Origin of the sequence: Geodermatophilus aquaeductus (genome assembly GCF_900182545.1) — a bacterium.
Classification (GTDB): Bacteria; Actinomycetota; Actinomycetes; order Mycobacteriales; family Geodermatophilaceae; genus Geodermatophilus; species Geodermatophilus aquaeductus.
The window spans coordinates 141,269-159,626 of the sequence record NZ_FXTJ01000005.1; the positions used below are offsets into that span (position 1 = coordinate 141,269).

15 protein-coding genes are annotated in these 18,358 nt (G+C 74.4%); 2 read left to right on the plus strand and 13 right to left on the minus strand.

The genetic code is table 11. The annotated features are described in order from the left end of the window. The first annotated feature begins 40 nt into the window (after positions 1 to 40). The gene (locus FN207_RS14140) at positions 41 to 772 is read left to right on the plus strand and encodes a class I SAM-dependent DNA methyltransferase (RefSeq protein WP_142459139.1); all 732 of its coding nucleotides are present in this window, start codon (positions 41 to 43) and stop codon (positions 770 to 772) included. A 13-nt stretch (positions 773 to 785) separates the two neighbouring features. Here the strand turns inward: FN207_RS14140 and FN207_RS14145 are convergent, their stop codons facing one another. From FN207_RS14145 to cds1, 9 genes are all read right to left on the minus strand, one after another. Further along, entirely contained in the window at positions 786 to 1,181 is a 396-nt protein-coding gene (locus FN207_RS14145; protein ID WP_142459140.1) for a PPOX class F420-dependent oxidoreductase, read from the minus strand. Positions 1,182 to 1,233: 52 nt separating this feature from the next. Beyond that, positions 1,234 to 3,384, minus strand: a complete 2,151-nt coding sequence (ligA, locus tag FN207_RS14150; protein ID WP_142459141.1) for an NAD-dependent DNA ligase LigA — start codon at positions 3,382 to 3,384, stop codon at positions 1,234 to 1,236. Positions 3,385 to 3,442: 58 nt separating this feature from the next. Continuing rightward, the gene (locus FN207_RS14155; RefSeq protein WP_142459142.1) at positions 3,443 to 4,468 is read right to left on the minus strand and encodes a uroporphyrinogen decarboxylase/cobalamine-independent methonine synthase family protein; all 1,026 of its coding nucleotides are present in this window, start codon (positions 4,466 to 4,468) and stop codon (positions 3,443 to 3,445) included. A gap of 59 nt (positions 4,469 to 4,527) precedes the next feature. Further along, positions 4,528 to 6,342, minus strand: coding sequence for a bifunctional metallophosphatase/5'-nucleotidase (locus FN207_RS14160; RefSeq protein ID WP_142459143.1), 1,815 nt, complete (start codon positions 6,340 to 6,342; stop codon positions 4,528 to 4,530). Between the two features lie 163 nt (positions 6,343 to 6,505). Beyond that, positions 6,506 to 7,573, minus strand: coding sequence for a tRNA 2-thiouridine(34) synthase MnmA (gene mnmA, locus FN207_RS14165; RefSeq protein WP_185938342.1), 1,068 nt, complete (start codon positions 7,571 to 7,573; stop codon positions 6,506 to 6,508). Beyond that, entirely contained in the window at positions 7,573 to 8,760 is a 1,188-nt protein-coding gene (locus FN207_RS14170) for a cysteine desulfurase family protein (protein WP_142459144.1), read from the minus strand. Before FN207_RS14170 ends, mnmA begins: the two co-directional genes overlap by 1 nt. A gap of 120 nt (positions 8,761 to 8,880) precedes the next feature. After that, positions 8,881 to 9,843, minus strand: coding sequence for an electron transfer flavoprotein subunit alpha/FixB family protein (locus FN207_RS14175; protein WP_142459145.1), 963 nt, complete (start codon positions 9,841 to 9,843; stop codon positions 8,881 to 8,883). Between the two features lie 37 nt (positions 9,844 to 9,880). Continuing rightward, positions 9,881 to 10,660, minus strand: coding sequence for an electron transfer flavoprotein subunit beta/FixA family protein (locus FN207_RS14180; RefSeq protein WP_142459146.1), 780 nt, complete (start codon positions 10,658 to 10,660; stop codon positions 9,881 to 9,883). Between the two features lie 117 nt (positions 10,661 to 10,777). Further along, on the minus strand, positions 10,778 to 11,899 hold the full coding sequence (gene cds1 / locus FN207_RS14185; protein WP_221888199.1) for an L-cysteine desulfhydrase Cds1: 1,122 nt from the start codon (positions 11,897 to 11,899) through the stop codon (positions 10,778 to 10,780). 207 nt (positions 11,900 to 12,106) lie between these two features. On the opposite strand from cds1, the gene FN207_RS26300 reads away from it, so the two are divergent. Next, positions 12,107 to 14,185, plus strand: coding sequence for a protein kinase domain-containing protein (locus FN207_RS26300; RefSeq protein ID WP_185938343.1), 2,079 nt, complete (start codon positions 12,107 to 12,109; stop codon positions 14,183 to 14,185). On the opposite strand, the gene FN207_RS14195 is transcribed toward FN207_RS26300, so the two are convergent. The 4 genes from FN207_RS14195 to FN207_RS14210 are packed head-to-tail and all read right to left on the minus strand — an operon-like array spanning position 14,175 to position 18,251. Continuing rightward, the gene (locus tag FN207_RS14195) at positions 14,175 to 15,314 is read right to left on the minus strand and encodes an ABC transporter ATP-binding protein (protein WP_142459148.1); all 1,140 of its coding nucleotides are present in this window, start codon (positions 15,312 to 15,314) and stop codon (positions 14,175 to 14,177) included. The genes FN207_RS26300 and FN207_RS14195 overlap by 11 nt on opposite strands. Then, positions 15,311 to 16,204: an ABC transporter permease subunit gene (locus FN207_RS14200; protein ID WP_246066054.1), complete on the minus strand. Its 894-nt coding sequence runs from the start codon at positions 16,202 to 16,204 to the stop codon at positions 15,311 to 15,313. Before FN207_RS14200 ends, FN207_RS14195 begins: the two co-directional genes overlap by 4 nt. After that, positions 16,201 to 17,124: an ABC transporter permease gene (locus FN207_RS14205; protein ID WP_185938344.1), complete on the minus strand. Its 924-nt coding sequence runs from the start codon at positions 17,122 to 17,124 to the stop codon at positions 16,201 to 16,203. The genes FN207_RS14200 and FN207_RS14205 overlap by 4 nt, the downstream gene beginning before the upstream one ends. Further along, positions 17,100 to 18,251 (minus strand): ABC transporter substrate-binding protein, encoded by a 1,152-nt coding sequence (locus tag FN207_RS14210; RefSeq protein WP_221888200.1) that lies wholly within the window; start codon positions 18,249 to 18,251, stop codon positions 17,100 to 17,102. Before FN207_RS14210 ends, FN207_RS14205 begins: the two co-directional genes overlap by 25 nt. Positions 18,252 to 18,358: the final 107 nt, after the last annotated feature.

The window sequence follows — 18,358 nt, forward strand, 5'->3', positions numbered from 1 at the left end:
CGTTCGCCTCCGGCCGGGACGTCGGGCACGGTGCCGGGACATGACCGCCGACCACTTCGCCGGACGCGTCGCCGAGCACTACGACGAGTCGTCGGCCGAGATGTTCGACCCCGCCGTGGTCGGACCGGCGGTCGACCTGCTCGCCGAGCTCGCCGACGGCGGCGCCGCCCTCGAACTCGGCATCGGCACCGGCCGGCTGGCCCTGCCGCTCAGCGAGCGCGGCGTGCCCGTGCACGGCATCGACCTCTCGCCGGACATGGTCGCCAGGCTGCGGGCCAAGCCCGGCGGCGCGCGCATCCCGGTGCGCATCGGCGACTTCGCCAGAACGCGGGTCGAGGGCACGTTCGCCGTCGTGTACCTGGTCTTCAACACGGTGATGAACCTGACCAGCCAGGAGGATCAGGTCGCCTGCTTCGCCAACGCCGCCGGGCACCTGCGCCCCGGCGGGCGCTTCGTCGTCGAGGTCGGCGTCCCGGACCTGCAGCGGCTCCCGCCGGGCGAGCGTGCCCGTCCGTTCGCGCTGTCACCCACCCGGCTCGGGTTCGACGAGTACGACGTCGCACGACAGGGACTCGTCTCCCACCACTACACGGTCACCGACGGCCGCCTGGAGGTCGTGTCCGTCCCGTTCCGCTACGTCTGGCCCGCCGAGCTGGACCTCATGGCCCGGCTGGCCGGCCTCGTGTCGGAGGACCGGTGGGAGGACTGGCGGCGCCGGCCCTTCGCCGGCGACAGCCGCGCGCACGTCTCCGTCTGGCGGGGACCGGCCTGACGGCGGGCGGTCCTCAGCCGCGCGGCGAGGTCACCTTCTCCGGGGAGATCCGGACCAGCAGGCGGACCTGGTCCCGGCCGCCGAACCACGGGTACGGGCGGCCGATGTAGCGGTGGGACAGCTCGTCGATGTGCTCGCGGGCGCCGTCCTCGGTGACCTCGGTGACGCGGCCGCGCACCTCGAAGTAGCGGCTCGGGTCGTCGGGGTCGGCCACGTTGAGGGCCACCCGCGGGTCGCGCTCGACGTTGCGGACCTTCTGGTGCCCCCGGACGGTGTTGATCAGGACGTTCCGCCCGTCGGTGTCCACCCAGGTCTGCGTCATCTGCGGCGAGCCGTCGGGCATGAGGGTCGACAGGAAGCAGGGGCTGGGACGGCGGAGCAGGTCGAGCAGGGCGTCGGGCAGTGACACGCGGAGGTCCTTCCGGAGGGGTGGACTCCGCCCCTACCCGCGACCACCGGCGTCACTCCGCCGGCGGTTCGCTCCCGTCGCCGATGGTCGCCACGGCGCGGGCGGCCTCGGGCCCCTCCTCGAGCAGCACCCGCAGGCCGTCGTCGTCGAGGATCGGCGCCTTCACCTGCACGGCCTTGTCGTACTTGCTGCCGGGGTCGGCGCCGACCACCACGAAGCCGGTCTTCTTCGACACCGAGCCGGTCACCTTGCCGCCGCGCTCCTGGATGGCAGCGATCGCCTGGTCGCGGCTGTGGTCGCGCAGCGACCCGGTGACCACCACGGTGACGCCGGTCAGCGGTCCGGGCGGGGCGTCCTCACCGGCGTCGGCCAGGCTCACCCCGGCCCGCCGCCACTTCTCCACGACCTCGCGGTGCCAGTCGACGGCGAACCAGTCACGCAGCGAGCGCGCGATGGTCGGGCCCACGCCGTCGGCGGCGGCCAGCTCCTCCTCCGACGCCTCGGCGATCCGGTCGAGGGACCGGAAGTCACGGGCCAGCGCCTGGGCGGCCGTGGGGCCCACGTGCCGGATCGACAGCGCGACCAGCACCCGCCACAGCGGGACGTCCTTGCGCGTCTCGAGGTTGGCCAGCAGCTTCTGCCCGTTGGCCGAGAGCGTGCCGTCCTTCTTGGTGAAGAACGCCGACTGCTCCAGCTTCCCGGAGTCGAGGAAGAAGAGGTCGCCCTCGTCCTCGAGCAGGTGCTCGGCCAGCAGGGCGATCGCCGCCTCGTAGCCGAGGTTCTCGATGTCGAAGGCGCCGCGGCCGGCGACGTGGAAGACGCGCTCCCGCAGCTGCGCCGGGCACGACCGCGCGTTGGGGCAGCGGATGTCGGCGTCGCCCTCCTTCTCGTGCCGCAGCTCCGTGCCGCACTCGGGGCAGCGCGTCGGCATGACGAAGGGACGCTCGTCACCGGTGCGCGCGGCGACCACCGGGCCGAGGACCTCGGGGATGACGTCCCCGGCCTTGCGGATGACGACCGTGTCGCCGATGAGCACGCCCTTGCGCTGCACCTCGCTGGCGTTGTGCAGCGTGGCCAGCTGCACCGTGGAGCCGGCGACCTTGACCGGCTCCATGTAGGCGAAGGGGGTGACCCGCCCGGTGCGCCCGACGTTGACCCGGATGTCGAGCAGCTTGGTGGTGGCCTCCTCCGGCGGGTACTTGAAGGCGATCGCCCAGCGCGGCGCCCGCGAGGTCGAGCCCAGCCGCCGCTGCAGCGCCACCTGGTCGACCTTCACGACGACGCCGTCGATCTCGTGCTCGACCGAGTGCCGGTTCTCCCGGTACTCCTCGACGAAGTCCCACACGCCGGCGAGGTCCTCGACCACCCGGTACCGGTCGCTGGTGGGCAGGCCGAGCTCGCGCAGCCGGACGTAGGCGTCCGACTGCCGCTCCGGCTGCCAGCCGTCGTGGGCCCCGATCCCGTGCACGATCAGCCGCAGCCGCCGGGAGGCGGTGATCCGGGGGTCCTTCTGCCGCAGCGAGCCGGCGGCGGCGTTGCGCGGGTTGGCGAAGGGCGGCTTGCCCTGCTCGACCATGGACGCGTTCAGGTCGGCGAACGCGGCGACCGGGAAGTAGATCTCCCCGCGCACCTCCAGCCGCTCGGGCAGGTCCTCCCCCGGCAGCCGCTGCGGGACGTCCTGCATCGTGCGGACGTTGGCCGTCACGTCCTCGCCGGTGACGCCGTCGCCCCGGGTGGCGGCGCGGACCAGCCGACCCCTCTCGTAGAGCAGCGCGACGGCCAGACCGTCGATCTTCAGCTCGCACAGCCAGCTGACGCCGCTGCCGGCGTCGCGCTCGACGCGGGCGGCCCAGCCCTCCAGCTCCTCACGGCTGAAGACGTTGTCGAGGCTCTGCATGCGCTCGAGGTGCTGCACGGGCGCGAACGTGGCGGTGAAGCCGCCGTTGACCTTCTGGCTCGGCGACTCCGGGGTCACCAGCGCCGGGTGCTCGGCCTCGACGGCCTTGAGCTCGGCCATGAGCTCGTCGTACTGCCCGTCGCTGACCAGCGGCTCGTCGCGCACGTAGTACGCGAAGGCGTAGCGGTCCAGCTCCTCGGACAGGTCGCGGTGGCGGGTGCGCGCCCCGTCGGGGACCTCGGTGAGGTCCTCCCGGTCGGCGACCGCGGCGACCTGCGGGGCATCGACTTCCGCGTCCGTGCTCACGGCGACGACGGTATCCGGCGGCTACGACGCCCAACCCGCCGTTCCCCCTGCCGGGGTGTCACTCCGGCAGGAGGTACCGCGCCGCCTCGCTGACGTGGGTCATGGCGGCCCGCGCGTAGGCCGGGCTCGCGCCGGCCAGCCCGCAGGCCGGGGTGAGCGTCACCGCCTCGTGCAGGTCGTCGGCGGGGAACCCGAGCTCGCGCCACCACGCCTGCAGCCGCGAGGCGGTGGCCTTCGGCGCCGGCAGGGCCGCGTCGGTCCCGGGGACGACGCCGGGCAGCAGGTGGACGCCGGCGTCGACCGCGGACCCGACGGCGTCGAGGTCCTGGACCAGCCCCAGGTCGAACGACAGCCCGGCGGCGCCGGCTGCGCGCAGCAGGTCCAGCGGCGCCCGGTCGGCACAGCAGTGCACGACCACCGGCGCGGGGACGGCGGCGACGACCGCGGCCAGCTCCGCCTCGACGTCGGGCGCGGCGACGGCGGGCAGCCGGCCGAAGCCGCTCACCGTCGGCAGCGCGCCCTGCAGGACCGCGGGCAGGGACGGCTCGTCGAGCTGGACGACGACCTGCGCCTCCGGCACGCGCGCGGCGACGGCGGCGACGTGCGCGGCGATGCCCTCGGCGAGCGACTGCCCGAGGTCGCGGCGGGCACCCGGGTCGACGACGGCCCGCTCCCCGCGCTCGCGCTCGAGGCCGGCGGCCAGCGTCCACGGCCCCGCGACCTGGACCTTGAACGGCCCCCGGTGCCGCTCGGCGACGTCGTGCAGCGCGTCGAGGTCGCGGGCGAGGAACTCCTGGGCGCGGCGCAGGTCCCGCCCGGCGCGCGGCACGAGGCGCCAGCCGGCGGGGGTGAGGTCGACGGCGAGGTCGACGAGCAGCGCGGCGCTGCGCCCGATCAGGTCGGCGCCGGCACCGCGGGCGGGCAGCTCGGGCAGGTGCGGCAGGCCGGGCAGCTCGCCCAGCACGACGCGCAACGCCTCGGCCGGGTCGGTGCCGGGCACCGACCCGACGCCCGAGGCCGGCCCCCACGCTGCGGGGGCCGGCCTCGGGTCGGGACTGGTCTCGGGCTCGGTCGGGGTGGCCACGGCGGCGACGGTAGTACCGCCGCCGCCGTGGGCCGACCGGCCCGGGGTGGTGCGGTGGGTCAGATGGCCGTGCCGTGGTTCGCGGGCGGCGGGCTGACCGGGGACCGCGTCGCGAAGTAGGCGACCAGGGCGTCGACGTCGAACGGGCCGGTCGCCACGTTCGTCCCGCCGGTGAACGCGGCGAAGCCGTCACCGCCGCCGACGAGGAACGAGTTGGCCACCACCCGGTACGGCTGGGTCGCGACGAGGGTCGTCCCGTCGAGGGCGATGGTCTCGTCGAGCACGCGGTCGCCGTAGGGCCGGTCGAGGTCGTAGGTGTAGGTGAACCCCTGCGACGTCCCCAGGACCAGCTGGGTGTTGCGCGGGCCGCCGTTGAGCTGGAACTGCTGCTCCAGGACGTCGTCGATCTGCGCGCCGGTCAGCGTGAGGGCGTTGGCCGTGTTGCCGAACGGCTGCACGTCGAACAGCTCGCCGTAGGTCACCTCGCCGGCGGCGATGTTGGTGCGAACGCCGCCGGGGTTGGTGAAGCCGATGACCGGGCTGCCGAACACCGCGCCGCTGAGGGCCTCGAGCTGGGCCTGGGCGACCAGGTTCACGATCGGCTGCTCGGTGGCCCGGTTGGCCGAGCCGGAGGCCCCGATGGTCGCCGTCGCGCTGCCGACGACCCGGTTGCGGGCCTCGGCCGAGCGGCCGTTCCAGTAGTCGACGATCGACTGCACCTCGGGGTCGGCGGCCTCGCGGGTCACCGGCACGTTGGTGGCGCCGTAGGCCGCCGACGTCCGGTTGACCTCACCGGTGCTGCGGTCGATGGGCAGCCGGATGTCGGTGATCAGCCGGCCGTAGTAGCCGGCCTGGGTGACCAGGCGCGGCTTGCCGCTCGGGTCGGTCAGGCGGCAGTTGTAGGCGTTGTGGCTGTGGGCGCTGACGATCAGGTCGACGGCGGCCGAGGTGCGGGCGTTGATGTCGACGATCGGGCCGTTGAGCCCGGTGCAGTCGTTCGCCGTGGGCGCGGCGTTCGCGTCGGTGACCGCGCCGCCCTCGTGGATGAGGACGCCGATGGCCTGGATGCCCTGGCGCTGCAGCACCGGCACCCAGCGGTTGACGGCCTCGGCCTCGTCGATGAACGTGACGTCCTGGATACCGGCCGGGGAGACGATGCTCGGGGTGGTCTCGGTGACCACGCCGATGACCGCGAAGCGCTGGTTGGCCGGGGTCCGGAACACCTGGTACGGCGGCAGCATCGGCTGGCCGGTCGCCTTGTCGATGACGTTGGCGGCCAGGTAGGGGAACTCCGCGCCGTGGAAGGCGTGCTCACCGGTGCCGAAGCAGCCGTCGACACCCGGGGTGATGCCCTCGCACGCGGTGACGTCGTCGCTGTAGGTGCCGTCGGTGGCGGCGGAGATGCGGCGCAGCTCCTCGGTGCCGCGGTCGAACTCGTGGTTGCCCACGGAGGACACGTCCAGGCCCATGGCGTTGAGGGCCTCGATGGTCGGCTCGTCCTTGTAGACGCTGGACTCGAACGGCGAGGCGCTGACCAGGTCGCCGGCCCCGACGAAGAACGACGTCGACGGACCCTGGGTGGTGTCCTGGAAGGCGGTCTCGAGCCGCTGGACAGTGGCGGCGATCTGCGCCGCGCCACCGACCGGGACGCTGCTGTCGTCGGCCGTGCCGTAGGTGCCGTCGGCGCCCGGCGAGGTCGCCAGGGTGCCGTCGGCGCCGGACTGCGGGGTGATCCGCCCGTGGAAGTCGTTCATGGCCAGCAGCTGGACGGTCACGTCCTTCGGCGCTGCCTGCGCCACGGTGGGCACGGCCAGCAGGCCGGCCGTGGTCGCCACCGCGGCAGCGGCGGCGAGGGAGAGGCGCGTTCTGCGCAAGGAGTCCTCCGGGGACGGGCGGCCGGGTCACCGGGACGGTGGCCGGGAGCGAGGATCGTGAGCCGGTCTATGTAGCCGTGCTCAGGGAGTGGCTCGCCGGACACGTTAGGTGACGTACCAGTCCGGCACCAGACCCGCCAGGTGACGTCTGGGGAATACGCCGTCAGCCGGCGACGGTCCCCTGTCCGAGCACCAGGTCGCCGCGCGCCCGGTCGGGCGCGTAGAGGACCGCCGACTGCCCGGGGGCCACGCCGCGCTGCGCCTCGTCGAGGTCGACGACCAGCCCGCCGTCCGCACCGGCGGTCACCGTGCACGCGACCGCGGCCGAGTGCGCCCGCAGCTGCACCTGCGCCCGCAGCGGGAGCTCCGGCACCGGACCGGTCCAGGTGGGCGGTGCGGTGCGCACGCGGGCGACGCCGGTCAGCTCGGCGGTCCCGACGGTGACGGTGCGGGTGACCGGCTCGATCGACAGGACGTAGCGCGGCCGCTGGTCGCCGACGGCGATGCCCAGCCCGCGGCGCTGGCCGACGGTGAACCCGTGCGTGCCCTCGTGCGTGCCGACCGTGGCACCGGTGGCGGCGTCGACGACCGGCCCCGGCTGCGCGCCGAGGCGGCGGGTGAGGAAACCGCGGGTGTCGCCGTCGGGGATGAAGCAGATGTCGTGCGAGTCGGGCTTGGTGGCGACGGCGAAGCCGCGCTCGGCGGCGATCGCGCGCACCCGCTCCTTGGTCATCGACCCCAGCGGGAACCGCGCCCCGGCCAGCTGCTCGGCGGTCAGCACGCCCAGGACGTAGGACTGGTCCTTGGCGGCATCCACCGACCGGCGCAGCTCCCCGTCGGCCAGCCGCGCGTGGTGACCGGTGACGACGGCGTCGAAGCCCAGCGCCAGCGCCCGGTCGAGCACCGCGGTGAACTTGATCTTCTCGTTGCACCGCAGGCACGGGTTGGGCGTGCGGCCGGCCGCGTACTCGGCCACGAAGTCGTCGACGACGTCCTCGGTGAACCGCTCGGCGAGGTCCCAGACGTAGAACGGGATGCCCAGCTCGTCGGCGACCCGCCGCGCGTCGTGGGCGTCCTCGACGCTGCAGCAGCCGCGGGCGCCGCTGCGCAGGGTCTGCCGGTCCGGCGAGAGCGCCAGGTGCACGCCGGTGACGTCGTGCCCGGCGTCGACGGCGAGCGCGGCGGCGACCGCGGAGTCCACTCCCCCGCTCATGGCGGCGAGGACGCGCACTAGCGCCCCCTCCCCGCGCGGCGGGCGCGCTCGACCACGGGGGCGATCACGGCCAGCAGGGCGTCGACGTCGGCGTCGGTGCTCGTGGACCCCAGGCTGAACCGCAGCGAGCTGCGCGCCCGGTCGGCCTCGGCGCCGACGGCGGTGAGCACGTGGCTGGGCCGCGCGACGCCGGCGCTGCAGGCCGAGCCGGTGGAGCACTCGATGCCGCGGGCGTCGAGCAGCATGAGCAGGGCGTCGCCCTCGGCCCCCGGGAAGGACAGGTGCGCGTTGCCCGGCAGCCGCCCGGGCCCACCGGCCAGGACGTCGTCGAGCGGCGCGCCGTTGAGCTGCGCGTCGGGCACCTGCTCAAGCACGCCGGCCACCAGCCGGTCGCGCAGGGCCGCCAGCCGCGCGGCCCGCTCGACGCGCGAGGCGACGGCGGTGGTGGCGGCGACGGCGAGGCCCACGATGGCCGGGACGTCGAGGGTCCCCGACCGGACGTCGCGCTCCTGGCCACCGCCGTGCAGCAGCGGCGTGCACTCGGCGTCGCGGCGCAGCAGCAGCGCGCCGGCGCCCATCGGGCCGCCGAGCTTGTGCCCGGTCATGGTGAGCGCGTCCACGCCGCTGGCGGAGAAGTCGACCGGCACCTGGCCGACGGCCTGCACCGCGTCGGTGTGCAGCGGCACCCCGACCGCGTGCGCGACGTCGGCCAGCGCGGCGACGTCGCTCACCGTGCCGATCTCGTTGTTGGCCCACATCACGCTGGCCATGGCGACGTCGGAGCCGTCGCCGAGCGCGTCGGCGAGCGCCTCGGGCGTCACGCGGCCGGTGGGCTCGAGGTGCAGCCAGGTGACCTCGGCGCCCTCGTGCTTGGCGAGCCACTCGGCGCTGTCGAGGACGGCGTGGTGCTCCGCGGGGCTCACCACGAGCCGCCGCCGGCGCGAGTCGGCCTCCCGCCGCGCCCAGAACAGGCCCTTGACCGCGAGGTTGTCGCTCTCGGTGCCGCCGCCGGTGAAGAGCACCTCCGACGGGCGGGCGCCCAGCGCCTCGGCGAGCCGCTCGCGGGACTGCTCGGCGTCCCGGCGCGCGGCGCGGCCGCTGGCGTGCAGCGACGAGGCGTTGCCGACCCGGGCCCACTGCTCGGTCATGGCGGACAGCACCTCGGGGAGCACCGGCGTGGTGGCCGCGTGGTCGAGGTAGGTCACCGGCCCAGGTTAGTCGCGCACGACGGACCCGACCGGGGGACGCCGGGGACGCCGCTCACACGCCGACGGGCGCCGACCCCAGGAGGGATCGGCGCCCGTCGGACGGTGCAGGTGGGTGCGCTACTTCCGAGCGGCGATCTGCTCGGTGGCGGCGGGGACGACCTGGAACAGGTCGCCGACGACGCCGAAGTCGGCCAGCTCGAAGATCGGGGCCTCGGGGTCCTTGTTGACGGCCACGATGGTCTTGCTGGTCTGCATGCCGGCCCGGTGCTGGATGGCACCGGAGATGCCGACGGCGATGTAGAGCTGCGGCGAGACGGTCTTGCCGGTCTGCCCGACCTGGAAGCTGTGCGGGTAGAAGCCGGAGTCGACCGCGGCGCGCGAGGCGCCCACGGCGGCGCCGAGCGAGTCGGCCAGGCCCTCGATGATCGAGAAGTTCTCGGCGCTGGCCACACCGCGGCCACCGGAGACGACGATCGAGGCCTCGGTGAGCTCGGGGCGGTTGCTCTTCTGCTCGACGACCTTGTCCACGACGCGGGTCTGCTTGGCCTGCTCGGACAGGCTGACCTGCACCGGGACCTCCTCGCCGGCGGCGGGGGCCGCCTCCGGGGTCACGGAGTTGCCGCGCAGCGTGTAGATCGGGATGCCGGTCGTCACCTTGGAGTGCACGATCTGCGCGCCGGCGAAGACCACCTGGGTGGCGGTGCCGTCGGCGGCGATCTCGGTGACGTCGGTGAGGAAGCCGCTGCCGGTCTTCAGCGCCAGCCGGCCGGCGACCTCGCGGCCCTCCGGGGAGGACGGGATGACGACGGCGGCCGGGGACGCCTGCTGCACGAGCTGGGCCAGCACCTCGGCCTTCGGGGCGACGAGGTACTCGTCGATCTCCGGGGACTCGGCGACGTAGACCTTCGCCGCGCCGTACTCGGCCAGCTGCTCGCGGACGCCGGCGGCGACGCCGGGCCCGCCGGCGACGACTGCCGAGACCTCACCGAGCGCGCGGGCGGCGGTGAGCGCCTCGAGGGTGCCCTTGCGGACGGTGCCGTCGGCCGGGTTCAGCTCGACGAGGACCAGGACCTCTGCCATGACTGTTCGCCTCTCTTCGCTTCGGATCCGGGCCGGGTCAGACGAGCTTCTGGGCGGCGAGGAAGCCCACGAGCTCCTGCGCGCCGTTGCCCTCGTCGGTGACCTTGACGCCCTCGCCCTTCGGCGGGCGGCCGGTGAAGTCCACGACCGCGCTGGTCGCGGTGGCCAGGCCGACGGTGGAGGGATCGATGCCGAGGTCGGCCAGCGACTTGCTCTCGACCGGCTTCTTCTTGGCGGCCATGATCCCCTTGAAGGAGGGGTACCGCGGCTCGTTGATGGTGTCCCAGGTGGACACGATCGCCGGGAGCGGGGCCTCCAGGGCCCAGAAGCCGCCGTCGGTCTGCCGCTCGACCTTCACCGTGGAGCCCTCCACGGTCAGCTTCTGCGCCCCCGACAGCTGCGGGATGCCCAGCCGCTCGCTCAGCAGCGCCGGCATGACCGCGACCTGGCCGTCGGTCGACGTGGCGCCCATGAGGACGAGGTCGTACTCCATCTGCTGCAGCGCCGCGGCGAGGACCGCCGAGGTCTGGATCGCGCACGAGCCGTGGATGGCGTCGTCCTGCACGTGCACCGCCTTGTCCGCGCCCATGGACAGGGCCTTGCGGATGGCGTCGGTGGCGCTGCTGGGGCCGACGGTCAGGATGGTGACCTCGCCACCTTCGCGATCGCGGACCTGCAGTGCTTCCTCGATCGCGTACTCGTCGATCTCGTTGATGACGTTGTCCGCGGTGGCGCGGGCGACGGTGTTGTCCGACGGGTCCAGCGAACGCTGGGTGCCGGAGTCGGGGACCTGCTTGACCAGAACGACGATGTTCATCGCCAGACCTACCTCCGCGATCGGTCATGGGGGACGCGGGCCGCGGCCCGCCTGGCTCCGATAGTGGAGGTTACTGCGGGGTAACGGCGCACCGCGCCGGGGTGCCGGTGAGCCCGGTCACGCCGTCCAGCGGCCGGTGGCCGCGAACTCCTCGAGGACCGCGGTGTGGGGCGCCAGGTCCAGGCCGCACCCGGCCACCCAGGCGTCGGAGTGGTAGGTGTGCGCGTACCGCTTGCCGCCGTCGCAGAGCAGGGTGACGACGCTGCCGCTGCGCCCGGCGGCGACCATCTCGGCGACCAGCCGGAAGGCACCCCACAGGTTGGTGCCGGTCGAGCCGCCGGCCCGCCGTCCGGTCGCCCGCTCCAGGTGCCGCACCGCCGCCAGCGAGGCGGCGTCGGGCACGCGGATCATCCGGTCGACCACCGAGGGCAGGAACGACGGCTCCACCCGCGGCCGGCCGATCCCCTCGATGCGCGAGGGCGTACCGGTGGTCCACGCCGGCTCGTCCTCGACCCAGCCGGGGAAGAACGCGGAGTTCTCCGGGTCGACGACGGCCAGCCGGGTGGGGTGCCGCCGGTAGCGCAGGTAGCGGCCGAAGGTCGCGCTCGTGCCGCCGGTGCCCGCGCCGACGACGACCCACTCGGGCACCGGGTGGCGCTCCAGCGCCATCTGCTCGAACACCGACTCGGCGATGGTGTTGTTGCCGCGCCAGTCGGTGGCCCGCTCGGCGTGGGTGAACTGGTCGAGGTAGTGCCCGCCGGTCTCGGCGGCCAGCCGGCGCGCCTCGTCGTACATCTCCGGCGCCTTCTCCACGAAGTGGCACCGCCCGCCGTGGAACTCGATGAGCGCCACCTTCTCGGGGCTGGTCGAGGCGGGCATGACCGCGACGAAGGGCAGGCCGAGCATCCGCGCGAAGTACGCCTCGCTGACCGCCGTCGACCCGCTGGAGGCCTCGACGACGGTGCTGCCCTCGGTGATCCAGCCCGAGCACAGCGCGTGCAGGAACAGCGAGCGGGCCAGCCGGTGCTTGAGGCTGCCGGTCGGGTGGGTCGACTCGTCCTTGAGGTAGAGGTCGACGCCCCACTCCGGCGGCAGCGGGTAGACGAGCAGGTGCGTGTCGGCGCTGCGCACCGCGTCGGCCTCGACCGCGGCGATCGCCCGCTCCACCCACGCGCGCCCGGCGCGGTCGGACCGGTCGACGTCGGTGACGTCGTCGTCGGGGGTCGGGGTCTCGCTCACCCCGCCATCCTCGTGCACCGCCCGTGCCGGCCGCGCACGCTGTGTCGCTGCGGGACTGCACCCCGATGAGGCGCGGCGGCGGGGACCGCGGACGGGGACGCGCGCGGCCGGCGGCCGGGCCACCCGGGCACCGGGCTGCATACCCTCCCGGCGCCATCCGCGTCCGTGCGGCCGGCTCGCGCGACGCCGGCCGGCCGAGGAGCCGCCATGTGTCCGCGACAGTTCGGCCCGTACCTGCTCGACGAGGTCCTCGGCGTCGGCGGGATGGGTGAGGTCTGGCGCGCACGGGACACCCGCCGCGAACGGCTGGTCGCCCTCAAGCTCCTGCCGGAGACCCTCAACGGCGACCCCGAGTTCGCCAGCCGCTTCCGGCGCGAGTCGCACGTCGCCGCCCGGCTGCGCGAGCCGCACGTCATCCCGATCCACGACTACGGCGAGATCGACGGCCGCATGTTCATCGACATGCGCCTGGTCGACGGCCGCGACCTCGGCGACCTGCTCACCGACGGGCCCCTGCCGCCGGGACGGACGGTGACGCTGCTGTCCCAGGTCGCCGACGCCCTGGAGGCCGCGCACGCCGACTCCCTGGTGCACCGCGACATCAAGCCGAGCAACATCCTGGTGACGCCCACCGACTTCGTGTACGTCGTCGACTTCGGCATCGCCCGGTCCGTCGGCAGCACCCGGACGTCGCTGACGATCACCGGCGCGACGGTCGGGACGCTCGACTACATGGCGCCCGAGCGCTTCACCGACCAGCCGATCGACGGACGGGTCGACGTCTACTCCCTCGCCTGCGTGCTGGCCCAGTGCCTGACCGGGCGCCGTCCGTTCCGCGGCGAGGACCTGCCGGCGCTGCTCTACGCCCACCTCTACGTGGACCCGCCCCGGCCCAGCGAGCTGGTCGAGGGGGTGCCCCCGGCGCTGGACGCGGTGATCGCCCGGGGCATGGCCAAGCGTCCCGAGGACCGCTTCCCCACCCCGCGCGCACTGGTCGACGCCGCCCGTCTGGCCCTGGAGCCGGCTGCGCCACCCGCACCCGGTGGGCCGACGTCGACGCCGGCGACCGTGCCGGCGAGCGCAGCCGCCGCTCCCCCGCCGACCGTGCTGGGCGTGCGCTCGGGCGACGGCGCGCACAGCTCCGTGGAGCAGCTGACCGCGGCGCCCGGTGGCGCCGGACGCGCCCCGCGCACCCGGCGCCGGCGGATCGCGCTGGCCGGCGCGCTCGTGCTCGTCCTGGTCGCCGCCGGGCTCGGGTTCCTCCTGTGGCCCCGCGACGACGGAGGGGACGCGGCTGCCGGCACACCGGCCGGCACCCTCGCACCCGAGAGCGCGGAACCGCCCGCCCCGACCACGCCTCCGCCGGCCAGCCTCGCGGTGCCGACCCAGCTGGGGGACCCGATCGCCGTCCCACCGACACCGGGCTACCTCGCGATCGCCCCCAACGACCGCTACGCCTACATCGCGCACCGGACCGCGGGCGTCGTCAGCGTCCTGGACCTGGCCTCCCTGAGCGTCAGCGCCGAGATCCCGATCGAGGCAGGGCCGCCGCAGTTCGTCACCTTCTCCCCCGACGGCAGCCGGGCCTACGTCACCGTCTACGACGACGAGAACACCGTGCACGCCGTCGCCTTCGTCGACACGGCGACCACGGAGGTGCTGCAGACGGTCGACGTGGGGCTGCGCCCCTACGCCCCGGAGGTCTCCCCCGACGGCACCCGGTTGTACGTCCCCCTGCACAACGAGGCCCGGGTCCAGGTCCTCGACACGACCAGCGGCGAGCAGGTCGGCTCCTACCCGGTCCGGGAGAATCCGCACTGGATCGCCGTCTCCGCCGACGGCGGGCGCGGCTACACCGCCAACCACGAGTCCGGCGTGCTCTCCGTGCTCGACCTGGGCGACGGCGGCCGGGTCCTGGCGGAGGTCCCCGCCGGCGTCGCCCCGCACAGCGTCGCGATCTCACCGGACGGCAGCCGGGTCGCCGTCGTCTCGTTCGGCAGCAGCGAGATCCGCCTGCTCGACACCGCGACCGACGTCGTCCTGGACACCGGACCCATCGGCCAGAGCCCGCAGGACGTGGCCTGGGCGCCGGACGGGCGGCACCTGTACACCACCGACGTCGACGGGGACACGATGTCGGTGGTGGACGCCGCGACCCTCGACGTGACCGCCAGCCCCAGGCCGGGCAGCGCGCCGACGAGCGTGGCCGTGTCGGAGGACGGGGAACGGGCCTACGTGACCAACCGGGACGACGCCACCGTGGTCGTCTACCAGCTCACGGCGTGACCTCGGCCGGCTCGACGAGGGCGGGGCGCTCGGCGGGGGTGACGGTGACCGCCGTCCCGGGCGTGAGGCCCTGGCTGCCGGCGCTGGGGACGTCGGCCTGCACCTCGACGCCGTCGGGCAGCGCGACGGTCAGCCGCGTGACGGCACCGGAGAACGTGCGCGTGACCACCCGGCCGGCACCGCGCGGGTCGGCCTCGACCTCCAGCGACTCCGGCCGCACCAGCGCGAACGCCGGCCCGGCCGCGGGCGCGGCGCCGAGCACCTCGCGGCGGACGCCGAGGAACTCCACGTCGCCGTCGCCGAGGACGGCGGGGATGCGGTTCATCGTGCCGACGAAGCCGGCCACGAACGCCGTCGCCGGGCGCTCGTAGAGGTCGTCGGGCGAGGCCACCTGCTCCAGCCGGCCGGCCCGCATGACGCCGACCCGGTCGGCCACCGACAGCGCCTCGGCCTGGTCGTGCGTGACGAACACCGTGGTGATGCCGAGCTCGAGCTGGATGCGGCGGATCTCGTCGCGCAGCTGCAGCCGCACCTGCGCGTCCAGCGCCGACAGCGGCTCGTCGAGCAGCAGCACCTGCGGCGCCACGGCCAGGGCGCGGGCCAGCGCCACCCGCTGCTGCTGGCCGCCGGAGAGCTGGTGCGGATAGCGCTGCCCGCGGTCGGCGAGCCCGACCAGCTCCAGCAGCTCCGCGGCCCGCCCGGCGCGCTCCGCCTTGTCCCGGCGGCGCACCCGCAGCCCGTAGGCGACGTTCTCGGCGACGGTCATGTTCGGGAAGAGGCTGTAGGCCTGGAACACCATCCCGACGTCGCGCCTGCTCGGTGGCACCGCGGTGACGTCGCGGCGGTCGAACCACACCCGGCCGGCGTCGGGGACCTCGAAGCCGGCGATCGCGCGCAGCGCCGTCGTCTTGCCGCAGCCCGACGGTCCGAGCAGCGCGAGGAACTCCCCGCCGGCGATGTCGAGGTCGAACCCGTCGAGGGCGAGCACCCCGCCGTAGCGGCGGGTCAGCCCCTCGAGGCGGACCCCCACCGGCGGCTGCTCGCGCAGGTCGGCGGGCGCGGCGGCCCGGGCCGGCGCCCGGCCGGGCATCTCGGCGGTCACGGTCCCGGGCTCGGGAGCGGCGGTCATGCGGGGTCCTCCTCGCGGCGCCGGCGGTCCAGCGCGGAGATGAGCAGCAGCAGCGCCCAGGTCAGGAGCAGGGAGAGCACCGAGACGGCGACCGACAGCCGCGGCTGCGACCCGGAGATGCGCACGATCCAGGTGGGGAAGGTCTCGAAGCCGAGGATGTTGGCGACGGTGAACTCCCCCAGCACCAGGGCGAGGGTGAGGAAGGCGGCGTTGAGCACCGAGGTCCGCAGCACGGGCAGGACCACGGTGAGCATCACCCGCGGCCACGAGGCGCCGAGCACCCGCGCGGCCTCGGTGAGCGTGCGCAGCTGGGCACCGCGGACGCCGGCGTCCAGCGCGCGGTACACGAACGGCAGTGCGAGGACGACGTAGACGAGCACCAGGATCCACGGCAGCGCCGGCTCCTGGAGGGCGAAGAACGCCTCGGCCAGCGGCGTCCCGAAGAAGTACTCCGGCGCCCAGGCCAGCACGCTGCGCACGCCGACGACCAGCGCGATCGGCGGCAGCAGCAGCGGCACGAGGGTGAGCAGCTCGACCAGCGGGCGCAGTCGCGGCAGCCGCAGCTCCACGAGCACCACGGTGGGCACCATGAGCAGCAGCGAGAGGAGCACGGTGAGCGCGCCGAGGGCCAGCGAGCGGCCGAAGTTCTCGGCGAACCCCTCGGCCGTCGGGATGCCCGCGTAGACGTCGGCACTGACCCCGTCGCGGCTGCGGACGGTGAACCACACCGACGCGGCCAGCGGAACGAGGAAGTACAGGCCGAGGACGGCGGCGACGGCCCAGCGCCACCAGCCGCGGCCCCGGCGGGCGGGACGGGCCGGCGTCTCCGGCTCGACGCCGGCGGCGCCGGCGACCGCCGCGGTGGACAGCCCCGTGGTGGTGGCGCTCACGACAGCCACCGCGACGTGCGCCGCTGGACCCAGGTGTAGAAGACCATCACCAGGCCGACGAGGACGACCATCCCGAGCGCCAGCGCCTTGCCGAGGTTCTCCGCGCCGACGATCACGTTGCTCGACAGCGAGTCGGCGATCTGCAGCGTCACCAGCGGGAGGCTGCTGCCGACCAGCGCCCGGGCCGTGGCGTAGGCGGCGAACGACGAGGCGAACAGCAGCATCGTGGCGCCGAGGACCGGCGGGGCGAGCACCGGGCCGCCCACGTAGCGCCAGTACTGCCACCCGCCGGCGCCGAGGACGTCGGAGGCCTCCCGCCACTGCGGCCGCAGCGCCTCCACGGCCGGGATGATCGTCAGCACCATCAGCGGGATCAGGAAGTACAGGTAGACCACCACGAGTCCGGCCATCGAGTACAGCGAGAAGCCGCCGAGACCGAGGGTGTCGGTGAGCAGTGCGGTGACCACGCCGGCGTTGCCGATCGTGGCGATGAAGGCGAAGGCCAGCGGGATGCCGCCGAAGTTGGCCAGCACGCCGGAGGCGGTGAGCACCAGGCGGCGCAGCCTCCGGCCGCGGCGGCTGCCCACGACGGCGAAGGCGAGGGCCAGGCCGAGGACGGCGCCCAGGACGGCGGTGATCGCCGACAGCTGCAGGCTGCCGACGTAGGACCGGGCGTAGGCGCCGCCGGTGACGGTGCCGATGTTCGCCGTCGACCAGCTCTCCTCGAAGGTGACCGGGTCGACCGCGCGGAAGGCCTCCACGGCCAGCACGCCGACCGGCAGCAACAGGAAGACCGCGACGTAGAGCAGGAACGGCAGCAGCCCCAGGGCGGGCAGCAGACCGCCGCGCCGGCGCCCCCTGCGGGACGCCGGCGCAGCGGTGGCGGTCGCGGTGCTCAGCCGGAGATCTCCTGGTTCCACCGGGTGGCGACCACCTGCTGGGCAGCGCTCTCCTGCTCCTGCGTCGGGAACTCCGCGGTGCCCTCGACCGGCGGCAGGGCGGCCAGCGCCTCGGGGTCGGCGGTCCCGGCCTCCTGCATCGCGGGCAGCCGGACCGGCCGGGCGCCGCCGGCCAGGTACAGGTTCTGGCCGCGGTCGCTGTAGAGGAACTCCTGCCACAGCCGCGCGGCGGCCGGGTGCGGGGCGTAGGCGCTGATCGCCTGGCTGTAGTAGCCGCCGAACAGGCCGTCGGAGGGGACGTTGACCTGCCAGTCGACGCCCTGCTCGGCCAGCGTGGGGGTCAGCCCGGCGTTGAGGTAGTCCCAGTCGATCGACAGCGGCGTCTCGCCGCTCTGGACGGTGGCCGGGGTGATCTCGACCGGGTTGAAGTTCCCGACCTCCTTGACCTGGGCGAAGAAGTCGATGCCCGGGCCGATGTCGTCGAGGCTGCCGCCGGTGGCCAGCGAGGCGGCCCAGACACCGGAGAAGGCGGCCGCGGCCTGCGTCGGGTTGCCGTTGAGCGCGACCTGGCCGGCGTACTGCGGGTCGAGCAGGTCGGCGAAGCTGGTCGGGCACTCGGCGATCACCGTGGCGTTGCAGCCGATGGAGATGTAGCCGCCGTAGTCGTTGTACCAGTGGCCGTCGGGGTCCTTCTGGCCCTCGGGGATCTCGTCCCAGGTCTCCACCTGGTAGGGGGCGAGGAAGTCCTGGGCCTGCGCCTGGCGGGCGAAGGCGGTGCCCAGGTCGAGGACGTCGGGCGCGCGGTCCTGGCCGCGCTGGCTCTCGACGGCGTTGAGCTCGTCCTGACTGGTGCCGTCGGGCGAGGCGCTGTTGACGGTGATCCCGTACTCCTCCTCGAAGGCGGAGATGATCTCGCCGTAGTTCGCCCAGTCCGGGGGCAGCGCGATGACGTTGAGCTCCCCCTCGGCCTGCGCGGCCTCGACGAGGGCGTCCATGCCGCCGAGGTCCTCGGCCGAGCGCGCACCGGCCGCGTCGGAACCGCCGCCTCCTCCCGAGCCGCCGTCGTCGCTGCCGCCGCCGCAGGCGGTCAGCACGAGGGTCGCGGCCGCCAGCACGGTCGCGGTCCTCAGGGTGGGAGTGGATCGCACGGGTCCTCCAGGTTGAGCGGTTCGGGTCGGCCCGACGGGCCCTGCGGATGGTGGCAGAACCGGACCGTCCCGGGGCCCGGATCCGGTGACGGTCGCGGGAACAGTCG

Coding starts and splice junctions, on each gene's coding strand:
- FN207_RS14140 (WP_142459139.1), top strand. CDS start 41: ATGACCGCCGACCACTTCGCCGGACGCGTCGCCGAGCACTACGACGAG.
- FN207_RS14175 (WP_142459145.1), bottom strand. CDS start 9,843: ATGGCAGAGGTCCTGGTCCTCGTCGAGCTGAACCCGGCCGACGGCACC.
- FN207_RS14180 (WP_142459146.1), bottom strand. CDS start 10,660: ATGAACATCGTCGTTCTGGTCAAGCAGGTCCCCGACTCCGGCACCCAG.
- FN207_RS26300 (WP_185938343.1), top strand. CDS start 12,107: ATGTGTCCGCGACAGTTCGGCCCGTACCTGCTCGACGAGGTCCTCGGC.
- FN207_RS14195 (WP_142459148.1), bottom strand. CDS start 15,314: ATGACCGCCGCTCCCGAGCCCGGGACCGTGACCGCCGAGATGCCCGGC.